19 protein-coding genes and 1 pseudogene are annotated in these 18,160 nt (G+C 55.9%); 7 read left to right on the top strand and 13 right to left on the bottom strand.

The window, feature by feature from the left end; genetic code table 11:
• Positions 1-124: 124 nt before the first annotated feature.
• The 6 genes and pseudogenes from ACLHDD_RS15105 to rfaD all read right to left on the bottom strand — a co-directional run bounded on the left by ACLHDD_RS15105 (position 125) and on the right by rfaD (position 5,181).
• A complete protein-coding gene (locus ACLHDD_RS15105; protein WP_427104733.1) occupies positions 125-346 on the bottom strand; it encodes a glycosyltransferase family 8 C-terminal domain-containing protein in 222 nt (73 codons plus the stop codon).
• Between the two features lie 38 nt (positions 347-384).
• Positions 385-1,062, bottom strand: a pseudogene (locus tag ACLHDD_RS15100) (glycosyltransferase family 8 protein); the annotation flags it as partial.
• A gap of 75 nt (positions 1,063-1,137) precedes the next feature.
• A complete protein-coding gene (locus tag ACLHDD_RS15095) occupies positions 1,138-2,214 on the bottom strand; it encodes a glycosyltransferase family 9 protein (RefSeq protein ID WP_427104732.1) in 1,077 nt (358 codons plus the stop codon).
• The gene (rfaC, locus tag ACLHDD_RS15090; RefSeq protein WP_427104731.1) at positions 2,211-3,188 is read right to left on the bottom strand and encodes a lipopolysaccharide heptosyltransferase RfaC; all 978 of its coding nucleotides are present in this window, start codon (positions 3,186-3,188) and stop codon (positions 2,211-2,213) included. The genes ACLHDD_RS15095 and rfaC overlap by 4 nt, the downstream gene beginning before the upstream one ends.
• On the bottom strand, positions 3,176-4,231 hold the full coding sequence (gene rfaF / locus ACLHDD_RS15085) for an ADP-heptose--LPS heptosyltransferase RfaF (protein ID WP_427104730.1): 1,056 nt from the start codon (positions 4,229-4,231) through the stop codon (positions 3,176-3,178). The genes rfaC and rfaF overlap by 13 nt, the downstream gene beginning before the upstream one ends.
• Before the next feature lie 17 nt (positions 4,232-4,248).
• Positions 4,249-5,181 (bottom strand): ADP-glyceromanno-heptose 6-epimerase, encoded by a 933-nt coding sequence (gene rfaD, locus ACLHDD_RS15080; RefSeq protein ID WP_427104729.1) that lies wholly within the window; start codon positions 5,179-5,181, stop codon positions 4,249-4,251.
• Between the two features lie 230 nt (positions 5,182-5,411).
• Between rfaD and ACLHDD_RS15075 the strand changes: the two genes are divergently transcribed.
• Together ACLHDD_RS15075 and tdh are read left to right on the top strand one after the other, a co-directional pair.
• Positions 5,412-6,608, top strand: coding sequence for a glycine C-acetyltransferase (locus ACLHDD_RS15075; protein WP_427104728.1), 1,197 nt, complete (start codon positions 5,412-5,414; stop codon positions 6,606-6,608).
• Between the two features lie 10 nt (positions 6,609-6,618).
• Positions 6,619-7,647, top strand: coding sequence for an L-threonine 3-dehydrogenase (gene tdh / locus ACLHDD_RS15070; protein ID WP_427104727.1), 1,029 nt, complete (start codon positions 6,619-6,621; stop codon positions 7,645-7,647).
• Positions 7,648-7,675: 28 nt separating this feature from the next.
• Here the strand turns inward: tdh and ACLHDD_RS15065 are convergent, their stop codons facing one another.
• The 4 genes from ACLHDD_RS15065 to envC form a co-directional block, all read right to left on the bottom strand.
• A complete protein-coding gene (locus tag ACLHDD_RS15065; RefSeq protein ID WP_427104726.1) occupies positions 7,676-8,587 on the bottom strand; it encodes a hypothetical protein in 912 nt (303 codons plus the stop codon).
• Positions 8,580-9,809, bottom strand: coding sequence for a glycosyltransferase (locus ACLHDD_RS15060; RefSeq protein ID WP_427104725.1), 1,230 nt, complete (start codon positions 9,807-9,809; stop codon positions 8,580-8,582). The genes ACLHDD_RS15065 and ACLHDD_RS15060 overlap by 8 nt, the downstream gene beginning before the upstream one ends.
• Before the next feature lie 104 nt (positions 9,810-9,913).
• Positions 9,914-10,816 (bottom strand): divergent polysaccharide deacetylase family protein, encoded by a 903-nt coding sequence (locus ACLHDD_RS15055; RefSeq protein WP_427104724.1) that lies wholly within the window; start codon positions 10,814-10,816, stop codon positions 9,914-9,916.
• Between the two features lie 3 nt (positions 10,817-10,819).
• The gene (gene envC, locus ACLHDD_RS15050; RefSeq protein ID WP_427104723.1) at positions 10,820-12,121 is read right to left on the bottom strand and encodes a murein hydrolase activator EnvC; all 1,302 of its coding nucleotides are present in this window, start codon (positions 12,119-12,121) and stop codon (positions 10,820-10,822) included.
• Between the two features lie 252 nt (positions 12,122-12,373).
• Between envC and ACLHDD_RS15045 the strand changes: the two genes are divergently transcribed.
• The 5 genes from ACLHDD_RS15045 to cysE all read left to right on the top strand — a co-directional run bounded on the left by ACLHDD_RS15045 (position 12,374) and on the right by cysE (position 15,493).
• Positions 12,374-12,805 carry a rhodanese-like domain-containing protein gene (locus tag ACLHDD_RS15045; RefSeq protein WP_111140716.1) on the top strand — a complete coding sequence of 144 codons (432 nt, stop codon included), beginning with the start codon at positions 12,374-12,376 and terminating at the stop codon, positions 12,803-12,805.
• 19 nt (positions 12,806-12,824) lie between these two features.
• Positions 12,825-13,079 (top strand): glutaredoxin 3, encoded by a 255-nt coding sequence (gene grxC, locus ACLHDD_RS15040; RefSeq protein WP_313655782.1) that lies wholly within the window; start codon positions 12,825-12,827, stop codon positions 13,077-13,079.
• 38 nt (positions 13,080-13,117) lie between these two features.
• Positions 13,118-13,588: a protein-export chaperone SecB gene (gene secB, locus ACLHDD_RS15035; protein WP_427104722.1), complete on the top strand. Its 471-nt coding sequence runs from the start codon at positions 13,118-13,120 to the stop codon at positions 13,586-13,588.
• Positions 13,588-14,604, top strand: coding sequence for an NAD(P)H-dependent glycerol-3-phosphate dehydrogenase (gene gpsA / locus ACLHDD_RS15030; RefSeq protein WP_427104721.1), 1,017 nt, complete (start codon positions 13,588-13,590; stop codon positions 14,602-14,604). Before secB ends, gpsA begins: the two co-directional genes overlap by 1 nt.
• A 67-nt stretch (positions 14,605-14,671) precedes the next feature.
• A complete protein-coding gene (gene cysE / locus ACLHDD_RS15025; protein ID WP_427104720.1) occupies positions 14,672-15,493 on the top strand; it encodes a serine O-acetyltransferase in 822 nt (273 codons plus the stop codon).
• Here cysE and trmL read toward each other — a convergent pair.
• The 3 genes from trmL to cpxR are packed head-to-tail and all read right to left on the bottom strand — an operon-like array spanning position 15,490 to position 18,073.
• Positions 15,490-15,963, bottom strand: coding sequence for a tRNA (uridine(34)/cytosine(34)/5-carboxymethylaminomethyluridine(34)-2'-O)-methyltransferase TrmL (gene trmL, locus ACLHDD_RS15020; protein ID WP_427104719.1), 474 nt, complete (start codon positions 15,961-15,963; stop codon positions 15,490-15,492). The two genes, cysE and trmL, sit on opposite strands and share 4 nt — an antisense overlap.
• Before the next feature lie 35 nt (positions 15,964-15,998).
• Positions 15,999-17,378 carry an envelope stress sensor histidine kinase CpxA gene (gene cpxA / locus ACLHDD_RS15015; RefSeq protein WP_427104718.1) on the bottom strand — a complete coding sequence of 460 codons (1,380 nt, stop codon included), beginning with the start codon at positions 17,376-17,378 and terminating at the stop codon, positions 15,999-16,001.
• Positions 17,375-18,073 carry an envelope stress response regulator transcription factor CpxR gene (cpxR, locus tag ACLHDD_RS15010; RefSeq protein ID WP_128084476.1) on the bottom strand — a complete coding sequence of 233 codons (699 nt, stop codon included), beginning with the start codon at positions 18,071-18,073 and terminating at the stop codon, positions 17,375-17,377. Before cpxR ends, cpxA begins: the two co-directional genes overlap by 4 nt.
• Between the last annotated feature and the right edge of the window lie 87 nt (positions 18,074-18,160).

Raw genomic sequence — 18,160 nt, 5'->3', positions numbered from 1 at the left:
CTGCTTTATTAAAAAGCCACGCACGGCCTTCAGCGTGTGTTACATGCGTTTTTTTTACGCAGTCGGATGGCGCAGGCCGGCCGCGCATTACGCCAGCAGCCTGCCTGTCCCGGCGTTGCAGGCGTTATGGCTGACGCGGATTAAAAAACTTAAGCCTGACATATTTCATCATCCAGCTCATGCTTTCGGCATACTGTCTCTGATGCCACTTTATGCGGGCAAATCGTTTTATCTCTTTGTAATGCCGGGGGGCATCAAGCGGCTCTGTGGCCCACGGCGAACGCTGGTAGTAACTGAAGTAGAGCCGGGAAAGATCGCTGCCCCCCAGGCATGCCAGGGTTTGCATTTGCCGGTGTAATGAATCATCACGGTGTCGTCGGGTACGCCGGAGTGGTCCCAGACTTTGTTGGCAATGATGTCATAGATATGGTTATAGCGATCGGGCAGGATCAGCGTCTCTTCCTCCAGCACGATATTCAGCGCATCCTGGTCGGGGAAACCAAATCCGGCTCCCCGCGTCACCAGCACGTCAGTAATGCGCGTGGTGGTCTGCCTGTCGAGCCAGCGTGGAATATTAATCAGCATAAAGCCGGAGTTGAAATAGTGATGATGCGTCAGCCCCAGCCGTGCGCACTGGTTCTGCCGCGCCCGCGGCGTGTCATTGCAGGCCGCCAGCGTGTAGTCGGTGATATCCAGCGTAAACAGCGGCGAATAATCCCCGACAACCAGCGTGTCGGCATCAATATAAATCACCCGATCGCTGTAGCGCGCCACGGTTTCCGGAATCAGGAAGCGGTAGTGAATGCTTTTGGGATAGCGTCCCACCGCAGGCAGTTGATCAACCCATGCGCTATTGAAGATATGCAGCGTAATCGCCAGGCGATGACCGCTCGCCAGCTCGCGCAGCTTTTCCACATCCTCTTCGCGCAGCGAATCGGAAAAAACGTGGGCGTGGAAAGCGGTATCGGGATGATGGCAAAGAAGTGAAAACAGCGTAATGCCCAGACCACGCGCGTAAGCATGGTTGATGCCAAACGCAACATGAACCGGATTATCATCCATGTCAGCAAGCGTGTTCACCAGCAGCTGACTTTGCTGAACGGCATCAGCAAGAGGGGTAATGGCCATTACGCTTCACTATTCCAGATTATGAGTAATAAACGTTTGTATTCTAGTCAGTTTCTCGCCATCCAGCCCGAATAATTTTTCAGCCGGCTGATCAAACTTAAAACGCGTGGCAAAAACGAACGTCGAGGCTGCAATATTATCGGGTCCGATGAACAACACATTGTTAACCGGACGCTGTTCTCTGATTTCACACGGACCGTAAAGCATGATCACCGGAACCTGCTGCGCATCGGCAATATACGCATTGCCAGAGTCCGAGGAGATATAGAAATCCATCTGTGCGATAGCCCACGGCACCGCTTCCAGCCTGAGCTCTCCAATCAGGCTGACAATATTTTCTCTCGGCCCGGTCAGGTTCAGTAATTCATCCAGCCACGGCTGCTCAGCAGGCGGGCCAAAGACATAAAAGGTGCAGGGCAGATCAGACAGCGAATCCATCAGCTGCTGCCAGACGGCAGCCGGAATGGTTTTAGCCCGGTTACCGGCAGAAATGCTGATGCCGATTTTAATGCCGCTGCGTGGGTTCAGTAATACGGTGGGCGGTGCAGGCGGCTGCCAGAGCGGCGAGGTCGCATGCTTGGGAAAATCGGTATGGCGATAGTCGCGGTTGATAAGCTTCAGGTAACTGTCGAGTGTTAAATCTGTTTTCGTGTGTTCGACAATGCCGCTGGCCCGGCGATAGAAAGTCGAATGGTAGGATTTGCGCACATAGGTACGCAGAAACTGCCGGTTGGGCGCATTACATAACGCGGCAAAAAACAGGTTCACGCTGTTTGGCTGCACCAGATAAACGTTGTCATAGCGGTTCATCAGGGTGAACGCCAGCTTCAGTTTGGCAAAAAAGCTGCGCTTCGCCTCCTCCATCAGAAAATAGCGGCTGACCGTGTCGTCATGACGCACCAGCGGCTCCACCGCTTTGCTGATCAGCAGCTCAGACTGACCCAGCGCGCGCAGCATCGGGGTGATATTAATAAAGTCCCCAATCTTCGCCGTCTGGATAATTAAGCTGCGTCCGGTCGGGCGATAAAACAGCCGCATCAGCGCCCGAAAAGGTACCAGTAACAGATAGATCAGCACATAGTTCATGGCATGTTTTCCGTGATAACGGCCTGCAGTCTCTCTGCGACCGTGTCGGCCATCAGCTCTGCCAGATTATGGTTCGGGGCGCTCAGAGCCTGCTGATTCTGCCCGTAACCGCCAATCAGTCCGGGGTCGGTCGGGCCATATAGCGTGAGGTTGGGGCGATCCAGCGCCGCGGTCAGATGGCTCAGGCCGGTATCGACAGAGACCACCGCCCGGGCGCCTGCCAGCTGCCGGGCAACTGCCTCCAGCGTCAGTTTTGGCAACACATCGACATGCGCAAATCCGTCCGCCAGGCGCAGCGCACGCTGATGCTCATGCTCGGCCCCCCAGGGCAGCTTCACCCGCAGCCCGCTGGGCTGCATCAGGGCAATCAGCTGTCGCCAGTGTGATTCCGGCCAGTGCTTATTATCCCGCGTCGTGGCATGCAAAAAGACCAGGTAATGGTGCGCATCGGCGGGCAGATCATGCAGGAAGTGCCCGGCGATCGCATAGTCGCCCTGCTGCTGCGGCTTTTCATAGCCAAGGCTTTTGGCGAAGAGTTCGCGCGTCCGCTCTACCGCGTGCTGCCGCTTGCTCACCTCATGGCGGACGTCATACCACCAGCTGGCAAAGGGCTCACGCGCGCTGCGGCTGTCCTGGCCATGCTTTACCCCTCTGGATAAGCGGGTCACCAGCGCGGCGCTTTTAATCAGCCCCTGCGCATCGATCACGATATCGTACTGCCGTGACTGTAACGCACGCTTAAACAGCACGCGCTCTTCACGCTGCTGGCTGCCAAACCAGTGTTTGCGCCAGCGCCGGATGGCGACCGGCAGTACCCTGTCGACGGCGGGATGCCAGCCAGGGATCTGGGCAAAATTCTCTTCCACCACCCAGTCTAAGCGGATGCCGGGAAGGGCATGCATCGCATCGGTCAGCGCCGGGAGAGAGTGCAGCACATCGCCCATGGACGACGTTTTTACGATCAGGACGTGCATGGCACCTCCTGAGGCGCGAGCAGCTCGCTTAGTGTCTGGTGGACGCGCTCTGGCTGGATGTCGATCAGGCTCTGATGATAACCCTGTTCGGCATCGCCTTTACGCACTTTGTGGTAGCCGGTGATCAGGCGGATAATGCGCGCCCGACGCGCCAGCGGCGGCGTAAAGTCAGGGCTACTGGGGCCATAGAGCGCCACCAGTGGGCGATCCAGCGCGGCGGCAATGTGCATCAGGCCGGAGTCATTACTGACCACGGCGCGACAGCACGCCAGCAGAATGACCGCCTGCTCCAGCTGGGTTTCACCCGCCAGATTACGACAGTGGCTGCGTGCCTCTTCAGGCAGCGCCGCGATAATCTCTTCGCCGGTCGGGCGATCTTTGCCTGAGCCAAACAGCACAATCTGGAAGCTTTCCGCAATCAGCTGACGGGCCAGCGCAGCGTAGTGATAGTGCGGCCAGCGTTTGGCCGGGCCAAATTCAGCTCCCGGGCAAAAGCCGATGATCGGGCGGGTCGCGGCGAGCCGGAACTGCGCGGCCGTTTCACGCATCTCCTGCTCACCGACCTGCAGTTTTGGCCACAGCAGCGGCTGTGGCAGTTGCGCCGCCGAGGCAACAGGTGTGTCGTAGCCCAGCGCAACATAGCGCTCAACCATCAGCGGAAAAGCCGCCTTGTCAAGCACCCGCACATCGTTCAGCAGGCCGTAGCGCATCTCACCACGCCAGCCGACACGGCGTCTGATGCCGGCAAAAAAGGGCACCAGCGCCGATTTGAAGGAGTTAGGCAGCACATAGGCCCGGTCGTAATGGCTGGCGCGCAGCATTTTTCCCAGCCGGCGACGCTCGCCAATTTCCAGCGCGCCATGACCGAGTGGCATGGCCAGCGCCTGATTGACCTCCGGCATGCGTGACAGTAGCGGACGGCACCAGGCCGGTGCCATCACATCGATCACCGCATCGGGATGTTCGGCTTTGAGGGTGCGATAGAGACTTTGCGACATCATCATATCGCCGACCCACGACGGGCCGATTACCAGAATTTTCATCGCCGGAGCAGCTTCCTTTATGCGTTGCGGTTCAGCCAGACCATATATTCAGCGACGCCCTGCGCCACCGTTTTAAAGGGTTTGTCATAGCCGGCAGCACGCAATTTCGTGAGATCGGCCTGGGTATAGGCCTGATAACGGCCTTTGAGTTTTTCCGGGAACGGGATGTACTCAATCTGACCTTTCTGATGGAAATTCAGCACCGCGTCAGCCACTTCCTGGAAGGACTCAGCGCGGCCTGTACCACAGTTATAGATACCGGAGATGTTATTTTCCCAGCACCACAGATTCACTTCGGCCACATCGTCGACGTGGATAAAGTCGCGCTTAAAGCCCTCGCTGCCTTCGAACAGTTTTGGGTTTTCACCGCTGCTGATCTGCGTGTTCAGATGGAAAGCCACGCTGGCCATGCTGCCTTTATGGCCTTCGCGTGGGCCATAGACGTTGAAATAGCGGAAGCCGCATACCGGCGAGTTCGCTTCCGGCAGCATCTGACGGACATAGTGGTCGAACAGCATTTTGGAGTAGCCGTAAACATTCAGCGGCTGCTCATACTGACGCGCTTCGATGAAATGGTCGTTGCGTCCACCGTAGGTCGCCGCAGAAGAGGCGTAGAGGAAAGGGATCTCGCGCTCAAGGCAGAAGTGCAGCAGCTCTTTGGAGTACTGATAGTTGTTTTCCATCATGTACTTGCCATCCCACTCGGTGGTGGCGGAGCAGGCGCCTTCGTGGAACACTGCTTCGATCGGGCCTAAATCGTCGCCCGCCATCACGCTAATCAGAAACTCTTCTTTATCCATGTAATCGACGATATCAAGGTCGACTAAATTGGCAAACTTGGTGCCATCCTTCAGATTATCCACGACCAGAATGTCGGTGTGACCGCGTTTGTTCAGCGCTTTGACGATGTTGCTGCCAATCATGCCCGCGCCGCCAGTTACGATAATCATGTTGTTACCTTCAATGTTGTAGGGTGAAACAGGAGGTTTCACGCACGAATACCTCACATCATAACATTTCATCCGGGTGCAGGCAGCCAGATGACTCTGTAACGCTTTGTATATCTCTCCTCGCGGCGTGAACTATGCTGCAAAAATGACATTCTGTTGGGCGATTTGTCGTGAAGATGCAGTCTGTTCAGTAAGATATGCCAGATTTTTGCCATCTCAGGAGAGCAATGATGTCTGCGCAATTTTATCAACAACTTCGTCAGCAGCTTGATGATGCACGTCAGGAAGGATTGTTTAAGCAGGAGCGGATCATCACCTCTGCCCAGCAGACGGCGATCGCGGTGGGCGACGACCCGGCAGTGATTAACTTCTGCGCCAATAACTATTTAGGGCTGGCAAACCATCCGGCGCTGATTCAGGCGGCGAAAGAGGGGATGGATTCGCACGGTTTTGGCATGGCGTCGGTGCGCTTTATCTGCGGCACGCAGGACAGTCATAAGCAGCTGGAGAAGCGGCTGGCTGAATTTCTCGGCATGGAGGATGCGATTCTCTACTCCTCCTGTTTCGACGCCAATGGCGGGCTGTTTGAAACGCTGCTGGATGCGCAGGATGCGGTGATCTCTGATGCGCTCAATCACGCTTCTATCATCGATGGCGTCCGGCTGTGCAAAGCGCAGCGCTACCGCTACGCCAATAACGATATGACCGGGCTGCGGGCGGCGCTGCAGACGGCGCGCGACAACGGCGCACGCCATATTCTGATTGCTACTGATGGCGTCTTCTCCATGGATGGCGTGATCGCTAATCTGCCCGCCATCTGCGATCTGGCTGATGAGTTTTCTGCGTTGGTCATGGTCGATGACTCTCATGCGGTGGGCTTTGTCGGGAGTAGCGGACGCGGCACCCATGAATATTGCGATGTCATGGGCCGGGTCGACATCATTACCGGAACGCTGGGCAAGGCGCTGGGTGGCGCGTCCGGCGGTTATACGGCCGCGAAAGCCGAAGTGGTGGAGTGGCTGCGCCAGCGCTCCCGTCCCTATCTGTTCTCCAATTCGCTGGCACCTGCCATCGTTGCCGCCTCGCTGCGGGTGCTGGATCTGCTCAGCGAAGGCGACGGGCTGCGTCAGCGCCTGTGGGATAATGCACGCTTCTTTCGCGAGCAGATGACGGCGGCAGGCTTTACCCTGGCTGGCGCCGATCACGCGATTATCCCGGTGATGCTGGGAGAGGCGCAAGTCGCTCAGGAATTTGCCCGCCTGCTGCAACAGGAGGGGATCTACGTGACCGGGTTCTTCTATCCGGTGGTGCCGAAAGGTCAGGCACGCATTCGCACCCAAATCTCGGCGGCGCACACTCAGCAGCAGCTGGAACGTGCGGTCGCGGCCTTTACCCGCATCGGCAAACAACTGGGCGTCATTGCCTGAGGAGTCGGTTATGAAAGCACTCGCCAAACTGAAGAAGGAAGCGGGCATCTGGATGGTGAACGATGCGCCGGTGCCTGAGCCAGGGCACAACGATCTGCTGATCAGGATCCGTAAGACCGCTATATGCGGAACCGACGTACACATCTATAACTGGGATGACTGGTCGCGTAAAACCATTCCGGTGCCCATGATTGTGGGTCATGAATATGTCGGTGAGGTGGTCGCTGTCGGGCAGGAGGTAAACGGCTTCACTGTGGGTGATCGGGTGTCGGGCGAGGGACACATCACCTGCGGACATTGCCGCAACTGCCGTGCCGGACGCACGCATCTGTGCCGTAACAGTGTCGGGGTCGGCGTAAATCGCCAGGGCTGCTTCGCGGAATATCTGGTTATCCCGGCGTTTAACGCATTTAAAATTCCCGACAACATTTCCGACGAGCTGGCGGCCATTTTCGATCCGTTCGGCAACGCGGTGCATACGGCTCTTTCCTTCGATCTGGTCGGTGAGGATGTGCTGATCTCCGGTGCAGGGCCAATCGGGATCATGGCCGCCGCCATCTGTCGCCACGTCGGCGCACGCAACGTGGTGATCACGGATATCAACGAATACCGTCTGGAGCTGGCGAGAAAAATGGGGGTCACCCGCGCGGTCAATGTGGCGCATGAAGATCTGCATGATGTGATGCACGCGCTGGGCATGACCGAAGGGTTTGATGTCGGGCTGGAGATGTCCGGCGCGCCGCCTGCTTTCCGTGCGCTGCTGGAGGTGATGAATCACGGTGGACGGATTGCCCTGCTTGGCATCCCGCCGGGTGAAATGGCGATCGACTGGAATCAGGTAATCTTCAAGGGACTCTTTATCAAAGGGATTTATGGCCGGGAGATGTTTGAAACCTGGTACAAAATGGCGGCGCTGATTCAGTCCGGCCTCGATTTAACCCCGATCATTACCCATCGTTTCGGGATTGATGATTTCCAGCAGGGTTTTGACGAGATGCGTTCAGGGCGTTCGGGAAAAGTGATACTGAACTGGGACTAACGCAGCGGCCGCCGGGGCGGCCGCCTGCTCAGCGCTGCTTCTTCTCTTCGTCGGTCAGGTAACGCACTTTGCGTGTGTAGTCCTGACCTTTGAAGTTCAGCGGCTGTCGCGGGTCGGCAAGGTATTTCTGCCACTCCGACAGCGGGAAGCCGCCATGCGCGCCCACCACGTCAAGCGGGATCACCGCCGACTGGCCGCCAATTTTTTTCGAGACCGGCCAGTTAGCCCATTCGCCCAGATTAACGGTTTTGATATCCAGCATGTCCAGCAGCACCGCGAGCGGCAGCTGGTCAGTGGGTGGCTGGCTGTCGTTCATCAGATTCCAGGTGTCATTAAACAGCGTCAGCCACAGCGGTGAAATGCGCTGCCAGACGTCGCGGGTGGCCGCCAGGTAAGCCCCGTTAACGTGATCCACCAGATAAGGCCGGATGCTGTGCGGATAGTAGGCGGGGATCGCCTCTGCCGGTGCCTCCGCCAGTTTGGCAATCATTTTTCCCTGACGGAAACTGGAGTAGAGATGGCCCGGCTTCATCATGATCTCCGGCATCTTAAGCAGATTAAGGTCAGAATCGATCATCAGAATGCCGTCACCCTCTGCCTGCAGAGGAGCCTGCAGCTTGATTAACCGGCTGCGGTAGATCTGTTTGTAGCGATAGGACGCTTCCCGGTGCGGAACATCCAGCGTTACCACACGGGTTTTCGCCGGCAGGCTGCCAAATGCGTGAGCGGGCTGATCGCTGACAATCACAATCTCGTTGGCCTGGGTCGCAAAGCGCACTGCAAAATCGGCGCTGAGCAGCGCTTCTTCGATATAGTCCGCGCCGGTACAGGGGATGACGACAGAGGTGACCGGCACCGTACCCTGCACTTCCTGATTTGAATAGGACAGGTTATGGCGCGCTCTGATATGGCGATAACGGGGATTTAAAAAATTAAGCATGAGGTTTCTTTCTGGTGACGCTCTGTAAGATATTCTCGACACCGCTGATATAGGTTTCAATGGCGTACTGTTCACGGATGCGTTTTGCTGCCGCATTGATCAGGCGTTGACGCAAATCCGCATCCTGCCACAGCGCGGTAAGCTGCTGGGTCAGCTGCACCACGTTGCCATAGTCAAACAGCAACCCGGTTTCGTCATGACTGATCAATTCGGCAGTGCCGACGACCCGTGAGCCGACAACGGCGGTATTCACCAGCATCGCTTCCAGTACCACGCGGGGTAATCCCTCACTGCGTGAGGCAAGAATAAACGTATCGAAGGCGGTGAGGTAATCCAGCGCATTGTTCTGAAAACCCGTAAAAACCACATGATGCTGAATATTCTCGGCGGTCGCCAGTTGCAGCAGATGCTGCAGTTCCGGACCCGCGCCGACAATCACCATTTTCCAGTCTGCCTGAGGATTGGCGCGTTTAAAACGGCCCAGCGCCTGCAGAATGTGGTGGTTAGATTTACGCAGTATCAGAGAGCCGATGGAGCCAAAGACAAACGTTGACGGTGACAGTTTTAAGCGCTGGCGTACCTCAGAACGATCAGGTAGCGGCTGGTGGATATCGATAGCGTTGCTGACGGTAAAACAGCGTTCCGCATCAACACCGTGGCTGCGAAGCGTCTTACTGACGCCCTGAGAAACGGCGATCACCGCCTGACAGCGCTGATTCACCATGCTGACCAGTCGTGGCTCCAGTACTGGGTCGATACGGCAGTGCTGCACTACCGCGACGTCCAGACTGCGCGCCGCCAGATACCCCTCTACATTGGTGCTGGGCTGATTATTCATATAGAGCGTGTCAAACGTTCCCAGCTGCAACAATGAATGGATTTTGCTGGCATTGGGGATAATCCGCCAGCGCGTATCGATTTCATCAATGGCGCGCTTTTTAAATTTTTTATTGAAAAACAGCAGAGCGCGTGCGACTTCTTTAACAAGTTTTGCCCAGCGGGGCTGTCTGATTTGCGGAATGAAAAACACCGGAATAGCCAGGGCATTAAGCGCAGACTCGATGGTTTCGTCGTTACCACGGCTGTAGTTATGATAAAAACAGCAGGTGATATCAAACTTTTCACGATCGATACGTTTCAGCAGCTCCAGCATACTGTTGGTGCCGCCGCCCCACTCTCTGCCGTTATCCAGCAGCAGGATTTTTTGTTTATTAATCGTCATCCCAATCACTGTTCCAGCACAGCCCGTTATCGCCCGACCCGGGATTATAGTAATTTCTGCGTATAAATGAACGCTAAGCCTGAGACTTAGCATTCATAGTACATTCAGAACAAATTTTTCAGCGTTTTGAATAACGGGCTGTTGTTCACGCTTTCGCCGATCACCGTTAAGGCACGGGTCGCCGGAACCGGTGCCAGTGGCTGCCCCGGCTTACACAATACCGCAGGCCGGAAGCGTGGCGTCACGGGGCGGGCCGATGCCAGCGGCGTCTTTGACGCCGCGTTAAGGGATTCATTCAGCAGCTGGCTGGGGCGAACCAGCGTGATGTCAGCCGGCAGGCTGGGCAGCATCTGCTGCAGGACCCGCACAGTGGCAGGGTGGGGATGACCAATAGCAATCGCATATCCGTCGCGCTGGGCCAGCTTCACCGCCCGGCTGAACTGCTGGCGGATAGCATTGCTGTCCTGGCTGTCATCAAGAAACACCCGACGTTTTAATACTCTGACCTGAGTTCCCTGCGCAGCCGGTATAGCCTGACTGTTGGCAATGGTCATGCTGTCGAGAAAGTAGAGATTGTAGTGGCTCAGCGCCTGCATCACCTTCTGCATACCAGGCAGGCTTGACGTCATCCTGCTGCCCATGTGGTTGTTCAGACCCACCGCATAGGGCACGTTGTTCACCGCATTACGCATGATACGCGCCACCTCGTCACTACTCATTTCCGGCGTCAGCGTATCTTTTTCCAGCGGCTGTTTACTCAGCGGTGCCATCGGCAGATGGATCAGTACCTCATGCCCGCCCTGATGCGCGCGGGTGGCCATCTCATGGGCATGCGGTGCGTTGGGTAACACCGCTACCGAAATGGCCTGCGGCATCTGCAGGACTTTATTCTCTTCGGCAGGGCGATAGCCAAAATCATCAATGACAATGGCCAGTTTACCTGCCTGCGCAACGCAGCTAAACAGCAGCACACTTAACAGAACGGAGATTTTTTGACGTTGTAGCAAAACCTATTTTCCTAACCACGGCAGTGGATTGACGGCCTGTCCCTGACGTCGGATTTCAAAATAGAGCGATGGCGTACCGCGGCCACCACTGGTGCCAACCAGGGCAATAGGCTGTCCTGCCTTCACCTGCGTGCCCACGCTCACCAGCGCACTCTGGTTATAACCATACAGACTCATATCGCCTTTACCGTGCTCCAGCACCACGACCAGGCCATAGCCCTGCAGCCAGTCAGCCATCAGCACACGACCGTCGGCGATCGCTTTGACCTCGGTGCCTTCGCGTGCATCGATCACCAGACCTTTCCAGCGTAATTCACCCTGTAGCTGTTCACCGAAGCGATGTTCGATACGTCCGCGCACTGGCCACATCGCCTGTCCGCCAGCGCGGCCTAATCCACCGGTACGGGCCACCAGTTCGCGTTCACTCTGGGTCGGCTGATAACGGGAACCTTTGGCTTTCGCCTGCGCCTGACGCTGACGCACTTTTTCCGCCTCACGCGCTTCACGCGCTGCGCGTTCGCGAGCCTCGCGTTCCGCCCGGGCAATCTTATCCTGCAGGCGGCTTTCGTTTTGCCGCATCTCGACCAGATCGGCCTGATCTTTCTCAAGCGCGCTTTCCAGCGACGTCAGGGTTTTTTTACGGGCGTCGCTCGCCTGCTGCAGCTTCTGCTGCTGACCCTGCTGCTGCGCAAGTAAGGTTTTCTGCTGCTGTTGCTTCTGCTCCAGCGCCACGCGTTGCTGATCCAGGTCCTGCCGCGTCTTTTGCAGCGATTCGATACTTTTCTGCCGGGCAGCGTTGAGATAGCCGAAATAAGCCAGAATGCGTTCGCTGCGCTGGCTCTCTTCCCCGCCCAGTAAAAGCTGAACGCCGCTATGCTGACCCTGACGGAAAGCTGCATCAAGCTGTGCTGAAAGCAGACTTTCCTGCTGACTTTGCTGTTTCTCAAGGCGGGCGATTGAGGTAGTGAGCTGCTTTATCTCGGTATTGAGTGCGGAGAGGCTATTGCGGGTATCACGTAACTGGCGGCTCGCCTGTGCAATGATTTTTTCCTGGCTCTGAAGCTGGTCCAGCAATTTGCTGCGCTGCACCTTTTGCGCTTTAACGCTTTTCTCTTTCTCAGCAATGTTTTGCTGGATTGATTGCAGCTGAGATTTGCTGTCTTCCGCACTCCAGGCCACGGCAGGCAATAACAGTGCGCCCGCACAAAGCAGACCAAGGGAGAGGCTGGACAGCTGGTTGAACAACGGCAGGTTATCGCCGCTGGAACGGGTCCTTGTGTGTAAAACGGTTGTTTTTCCCTTCATAGGCCAATGATTATTCCACGATGAACTGTCGCTTACCAGTGCTCCCCACTGGCATTTGCTTTTCCAGTTATGTCCGCTTTCACAATGACATGGATTAAGCCTTATGCCATTTTTGCTATTCAGCCACTTTTTTTGGAAAATGGAGCACAAATCGATACTCTGGCCGCATAGCATCTGTACATGCGAAGTGGCGCAGGTATACTCAGAACCCTTGTTTTAGCTTATTAGCCCGGTCTGGAGTCGTTACCCCTCATGCAAGAAATTATGCAGTTTGCAAGCAATCACCCCATCCTGAGTCTCGCATGGGTCGTTTTACTCGTTATGGTGATTGTGACTACCGTTAAAGGAATGTTCTCTAAGGTAAAAACGATTAGCCGGGGTGAAGCCACCCGCCTGATTAACAAAGAGGACGCGGTAGTAGTAGACGTGCGTTCGCGCGACGACTTCCGCAGAGGGCATATTTCAGGTGCGCAGAATATCGCTGCAGCTGAGATTAAAAAAGGTAACCTGGGCGAACTGGAAAAGCATAAAGCACAGCCCATAATTGTTGTGTGTGCAACCGGACAGAGCGCAGCCGATCCCGCTGCCCACCTGAGCGCGGCGGGCTTCACGCAGGTTTCAGTGCTGAAAGATGGTATCAGCGGCTGGAGCGGCGAGAATCTGCCACTGGTTCGCGGTAAATAACCTTACAGAGGTGCTGAGCATGGCAAATGTAGAAATGTATACCAAGGCCACCTGTCCTTACTGCCATCGGGCAAAGGCGCTGCTGACGCAAAAAGGCGTCGCATTCCAGGAGATCGCCATCGATGGTGACATGGCGAAACGCGAAGAGATGATTAAGCGTAGCGGTCGCACTACCGTGCCTCAGATTTTCATTGATGCGCAGCACATTGGCGGCTGCGATGACTTATTCGCACTTGATAATCGCGAAGGTTTAGATCCCTTACTGCAGGCGTAATTTTACGCCGGACATTCTCATACATAGGATTTGGTCACATGTCAGAACATAACACGAACGAAATGCAATTCCAGATTCAGCGTGTCTTTACCAAAGATATCTCTTTTGAAGCGCCTAATGCCCCGCAGGTCTTCCAGAAAGAGTGGGAACCGGACGTTAAACTGGATCTGGACACTGCATCTTCTCAGCTGGCTGACGAAGTGTACGAAGTCGTCCTTCGTGTGACTGTAACCGCTAACGTAGGCGAAGAGACCGCTTTCCTGTGTGAAGTACAGCAGGCGGGTATTTTCACTATCAGCGGTATCGAAGGAACGCAGATGGCTCATTGCCTGGGTGCTTACTGCCCGAACATCCTGTTCCCTTATGCCCGCGAATGCATTACCAGCCTGGTATCACGTGGCACCTTCCCACAGCTGAACCTGGCACCGGTCAACTTTGATGCGCTGTTCATGAACTACCTGCAGCAGCAGCAAAGTGAAGAAGGTGCTGAACACCATCAGGATGCCTGATGACCACACACGCTTCGATTAGCGTCATCGGTGCCGGATCTTACGGCACCGCTTTGGCGATTACCCTGGCCCGTAACGGCAATCCGGTGCTGTTGTGGGGACATAATCCGGCGCATCTTGCGCAACTTCAGACAGACCGCTGCAACACGACTTTTTTGCCCGATGTCCCGTTTCCCGACAATCTCTCCCCTGAACCCGATCTGACCCAGGCCATTGCCGCCAGTCGCGACCTGTTGATCGTGGTGCCGAGTCATGTATTTGGTGATGTACTGCAGCAGATTAAACCGCATCTGCGGCCGGATTCCCGTATCGTCTGGGCGACCAAAGGGCTGGAAAAAGAGACCGGCCGTCTGCTACAGGATGTGGCGCGCGAAATTGTAGGTGATGCCATCCCGCTGGCCGTGATCTCCGGCCCGACGTTTGCTAAAGAGCTGGCTGCAGGCTTACCAACGGCGATTGCGCTGGCAGCAACGGATGCGCAGTTTGCTGATGACCTGCAACAGAAGCTGCACTGCGGGAAGAGTTTCCGCGTCTACAATAATCCTGACTTCATCGGCGTGCAGCTGGGCGGTGCGGTAAAAAACGTCATTGCCATCGGCGCTGGTATGTCCGACGGGATAGGTTTTGGCGCGAATGCGCGCACCGCACTGATTACCCGTGGGCTGGCTGAAATGAGCCGTCTGGGTGCCGCGTTAGGTGCCGATCCTACGACCTTTATGGGCATGGCAGGGCTGGGCGATCTGGTGCTGACCTGCACCGATAATCAGTCGCGCAACCGTCGTTTTGGCATGATGCTGGGCCAGGGCGAGGATGTCGATAGCGCGCAACGCATTATCGGACAAGTTGTAGAAGGCTACAGAAACACTAAAGAAGTCAAAGCGTTGGCTGCAAGGCTGGGTGTTGAAATGCCGATTACCGAGCAGATTTATCAGGTGCTGTATTGCGAAAAACCGGCGAGAGATGCAGCATTGAGCCTGCTGGGACGAACAAGGAAAGACGAAAACAGCACTGGCTAACGCAGGACGCGTAGCATCATCACCTGCAGCGCCATTCAGGCGCTTTTTTTATCGGGAGAATACAGCAATGTCGTCTGATGAGTTAGAACTGGTCTGGAACAATATCAAAGCAGAAGCACGCGCCCTGGCTGATTGTGAGCCGATGCTGGCCAGCTTCTTTCACGCGACATTGCTTAAGCACGAAAATCTCGGCAGTGCACTGAGTTATATGCTGGCCAATAAGCTGGCGAACCCGATTATGCCCGCTATCGCCATCCGTGAGATTGTTGAAGAGGCCTATCGTGAAGATCCGTCGATGATACTGTCAGCGGCATACGATATTCAGGCCGTACGTCAGCGCGATCCGGCAGTCGATAAATACTCTACGCCATTGCTCTACCTTAAAGGCTTTCACGCCCTGCAGGCCTTCCGCATTGGTCACTGGTTATGGAATGAGGGTCGCCGTGCCCTGGCGGTTTACCTGCAGAATGAAATCTCCGTCTCTTTTGCTGTCGATATCCATCCTGCAGCCAGCATTGGTCACGGTATCATGCTCGACCATGCTACTGGCATCGTGATCGGTGAAACGGCCGTAGTGGAAAATGACGTTTCAATCCTGCAATCGGTGACGCTCGGCGGAACCGGCAAAACCAGTGGCGATCGTCATCCCAAGATCCGTGAAGGCGTGATGATTGGGGCCGGTGCAAAGGTCCTCGGAAATATCGAAGTGGGCAGGGGGGCAAAAATTGGTGCCGGTTCAGTGGTGTTACAGCCTGTGCCGCCGCACACCACGGCAGCAGGCGTGCCCGCACGTATTGTCGGTAAGCCAGGCAGCGACAAGCCATCGATGGATATGGATCAGCACTTTAACGGTAGCCTGGCAGGTTTCCAGTTTGGCGACGGCATCTAGTCTTTAATCAGCGCGCCCGCATAATCCAGCTGGCGCCACGCTTCATACACCACCACTGAAACGGCGTTCGACAGGTTCATACTGCGGCTTTCGGCTCGCATCGGGATCCGGATTTTCTGCTCTGCCGGTAACGCCGCCAGGATTTCCGCCGGAAGCCCGCGACTTTCTGGTCCAAACAGCAGGTAATCCCCCGCCTGATATGCTATAGCGCTGTGTGCAGGTGTCCCTTTAGTCGTCAGCGCGAACAGGCGTTGCGGTGTTTCAGAGGCGATAAAGGCCGGATAGTCTGCGTGAAATTTAATGGCGGTGAATTCGTGGTAATCCAGCCCCGCCCGACGCAGGCGTTTGTCATCCCAGGCGAAGCCAAGCGGCTGGATCAGATGAAGCTGGAAGCCGGTATTGGCGCAAAGGCGAATGATGTTGCCGGTATTCGGCGGAATTTCTGGTTCAAACAAGACGATGTTAAGCATAAGGCCCCCGATGACAGGGGCCGAAGCATAGCAAATTATTGACGGCTGGAGGAGTAGAGCGGCAGCCAGAGGGTAAGTCGCAGGCCACCCAGCGGGCTGTCATCGGCTTTCACCCAGCCCCGATGCTGCTGTACTGCCGTGTCGACAATGGCCAGACCGAGTCCGGTGCCGCCCGATTCGCGATCGCGCGCTTCATCGGTCCGGTAGAAAGGCCGAAAAATCTGTTCACGATCTTCCGGACTTACGCCAGGGCCGTCATCATCCACATGCACCGTGATGCCGGAAATATCGACGGAGAAGCTGACGCTGATGTGTGAGTGGGAATAACGCAGCGCATTGCGCACGATATTCTCCAGCGCACTTTCCAGCGCATGCGGGTTGCCATAAAGCGGCCATGGGCCAGGCGGATAGGGGATATCCATCTTTTTACCCATCTGCTCAGCTTCAAAGCGGGCATCTTCCAGTACCCCATTCCACAACTGGTTCGCCTTCATCGCTTCGCTGACCAGTGCATTTTTATGCTGGGTGCGCGACAGCACCAGCAGATCGTTGATCATGCCATCGAGACGCTGCGCTTCCATTTCGATGCGGCCCAGCTCTTTACTTTCGCCCTGACGCCGGCGCAGTAGCGCAGTAGCCAGTTGCAGGCGGGTGAGCGGGGTACGAAGTTCGTGGCTGATGTCAGATAACAGGCGTTGCTGACCGGTCATCATCCGCTCCAGCGCGCTGACCATCTGATTAAAGCTTGACCCTGCAGCCAGAAACTCCTGAGGCCCCGATTCCAGTTCGGGGTGCTGGCGCAGATTCCCGCTTGCCACCTCATCAGCCGCATATTTTAACTTACGTGCCGGGCGCGCCAGGCTCCAGGCCAGCCACAGCAGCAGCGGCGAGCTAATCAGCATGGTAACAATCAGCAGCAACAGGGGACGGTCAAAGAGCAGATTGACGAAATCGAGCTGGGAGCTGTTGGCGGGGCGAATCATGTAAAGCTGGTAGTTATCTTCGCCATCCCGGACAGCGAAAGGTCCCACCAGCTCAACACGGCCATATTTCTTTTTTTGCGGATGGTCGGCGTTATCAGACTGGCCAATAAAATTACGGATAACCTGCATTTCATTATGCTGCGCGCCAATCACCCGTCCTTCGCTGGTCACTAAAAGCAGCCGCTGACCCGGCGGTGCCCACTTTTCCACAGCCCGAAACAGACGACGCCACCACATCAGATCGTTGGGAGGATCCTGTGACAGCTCAGCTTCGACGTGTTGCTCGATCATGATGCCCTGCCGCTGTTCGCTCTCCAGCAGCGAGGTCATCTGACGTGAATCGAGCTTGGGCACCATGAGCACCAGCATCAGCACCAGCGCCAGGGTCAACCAGAAGATGGCGAAGATACGGGTGGTCAGACTTCCAATCATGACGCTGAAACCATCAGATAGCCGCGGCCCCGTAGCGTTTTAAACCAGGGATGGCCGTCGTGGCGCTCAGGCAGCTTGCGACGCAGATTGGAGATGTGCATATCAATGGCGCGGTCAAAAGGGGTCAGGCGCTTGCCCAGCACTTCCTGACTCAGATGCTCCCGGGACACGACCTGGCCAAGATGCTGCGCCAGCAGATAGAGCAGGGTGAACTCTGTGCCGGTAAGATCCAGCGTGACATCGTTAAAGCTCGCCTCCTGGCGACCCGGATTGAGGCGCAGGCAGTCAACTTCCAGCGTAGGAGAGCTGTTATCGTGCTGCTGTTGCTGTTCACTCCAGTTTGAGCGGCGCAGAATAGCGCGAATACGCGCGACCAGCTCGCGATCGTTAAACGGTTTGGGCAGATAGTCATCTGCGCCCAGTTCGAGACCCAGTACGCGGTCCAGCTCGCTGCCGCGTGCGGTTAGCATGATGACGGGGGTCTGATGTTGCTGACGCAGTTCTTTCAGGGTATCGATACCATTTTTCTTCGGCATCATGACATCCAGTAAAAGCAGGTCAATAGAGTTATCGAGCAGATTCAGCGCCTGTTCACCATCGCTGGCGACCACCACTTCAAACCCTTCCATTTCCAACAATTCTTTTAAAAGCGAAGTTAATTCGCGGTCGTCATCTACCAACAGGATTTTATTCATTTTTGTAGCCCTCCGAAGGCAAAATACCGTGTTCCTGGCCCACCTGGTCATCGCTTTACGTAGTTTTACACCCCCTGACGGATGTTT

This window comes from Pantoea sp. NSTU24 (assembly GCF_050157905.1).
Taxonomy (GTDB): Bacteria; Pseudomonadota; Gammaproteobacteria; order Enterobacterales; family Enterobacteriaceae; genus Pantoea.
This window is presented reverse-complemented; position numbering and strand designations above follow the sequence as displayed.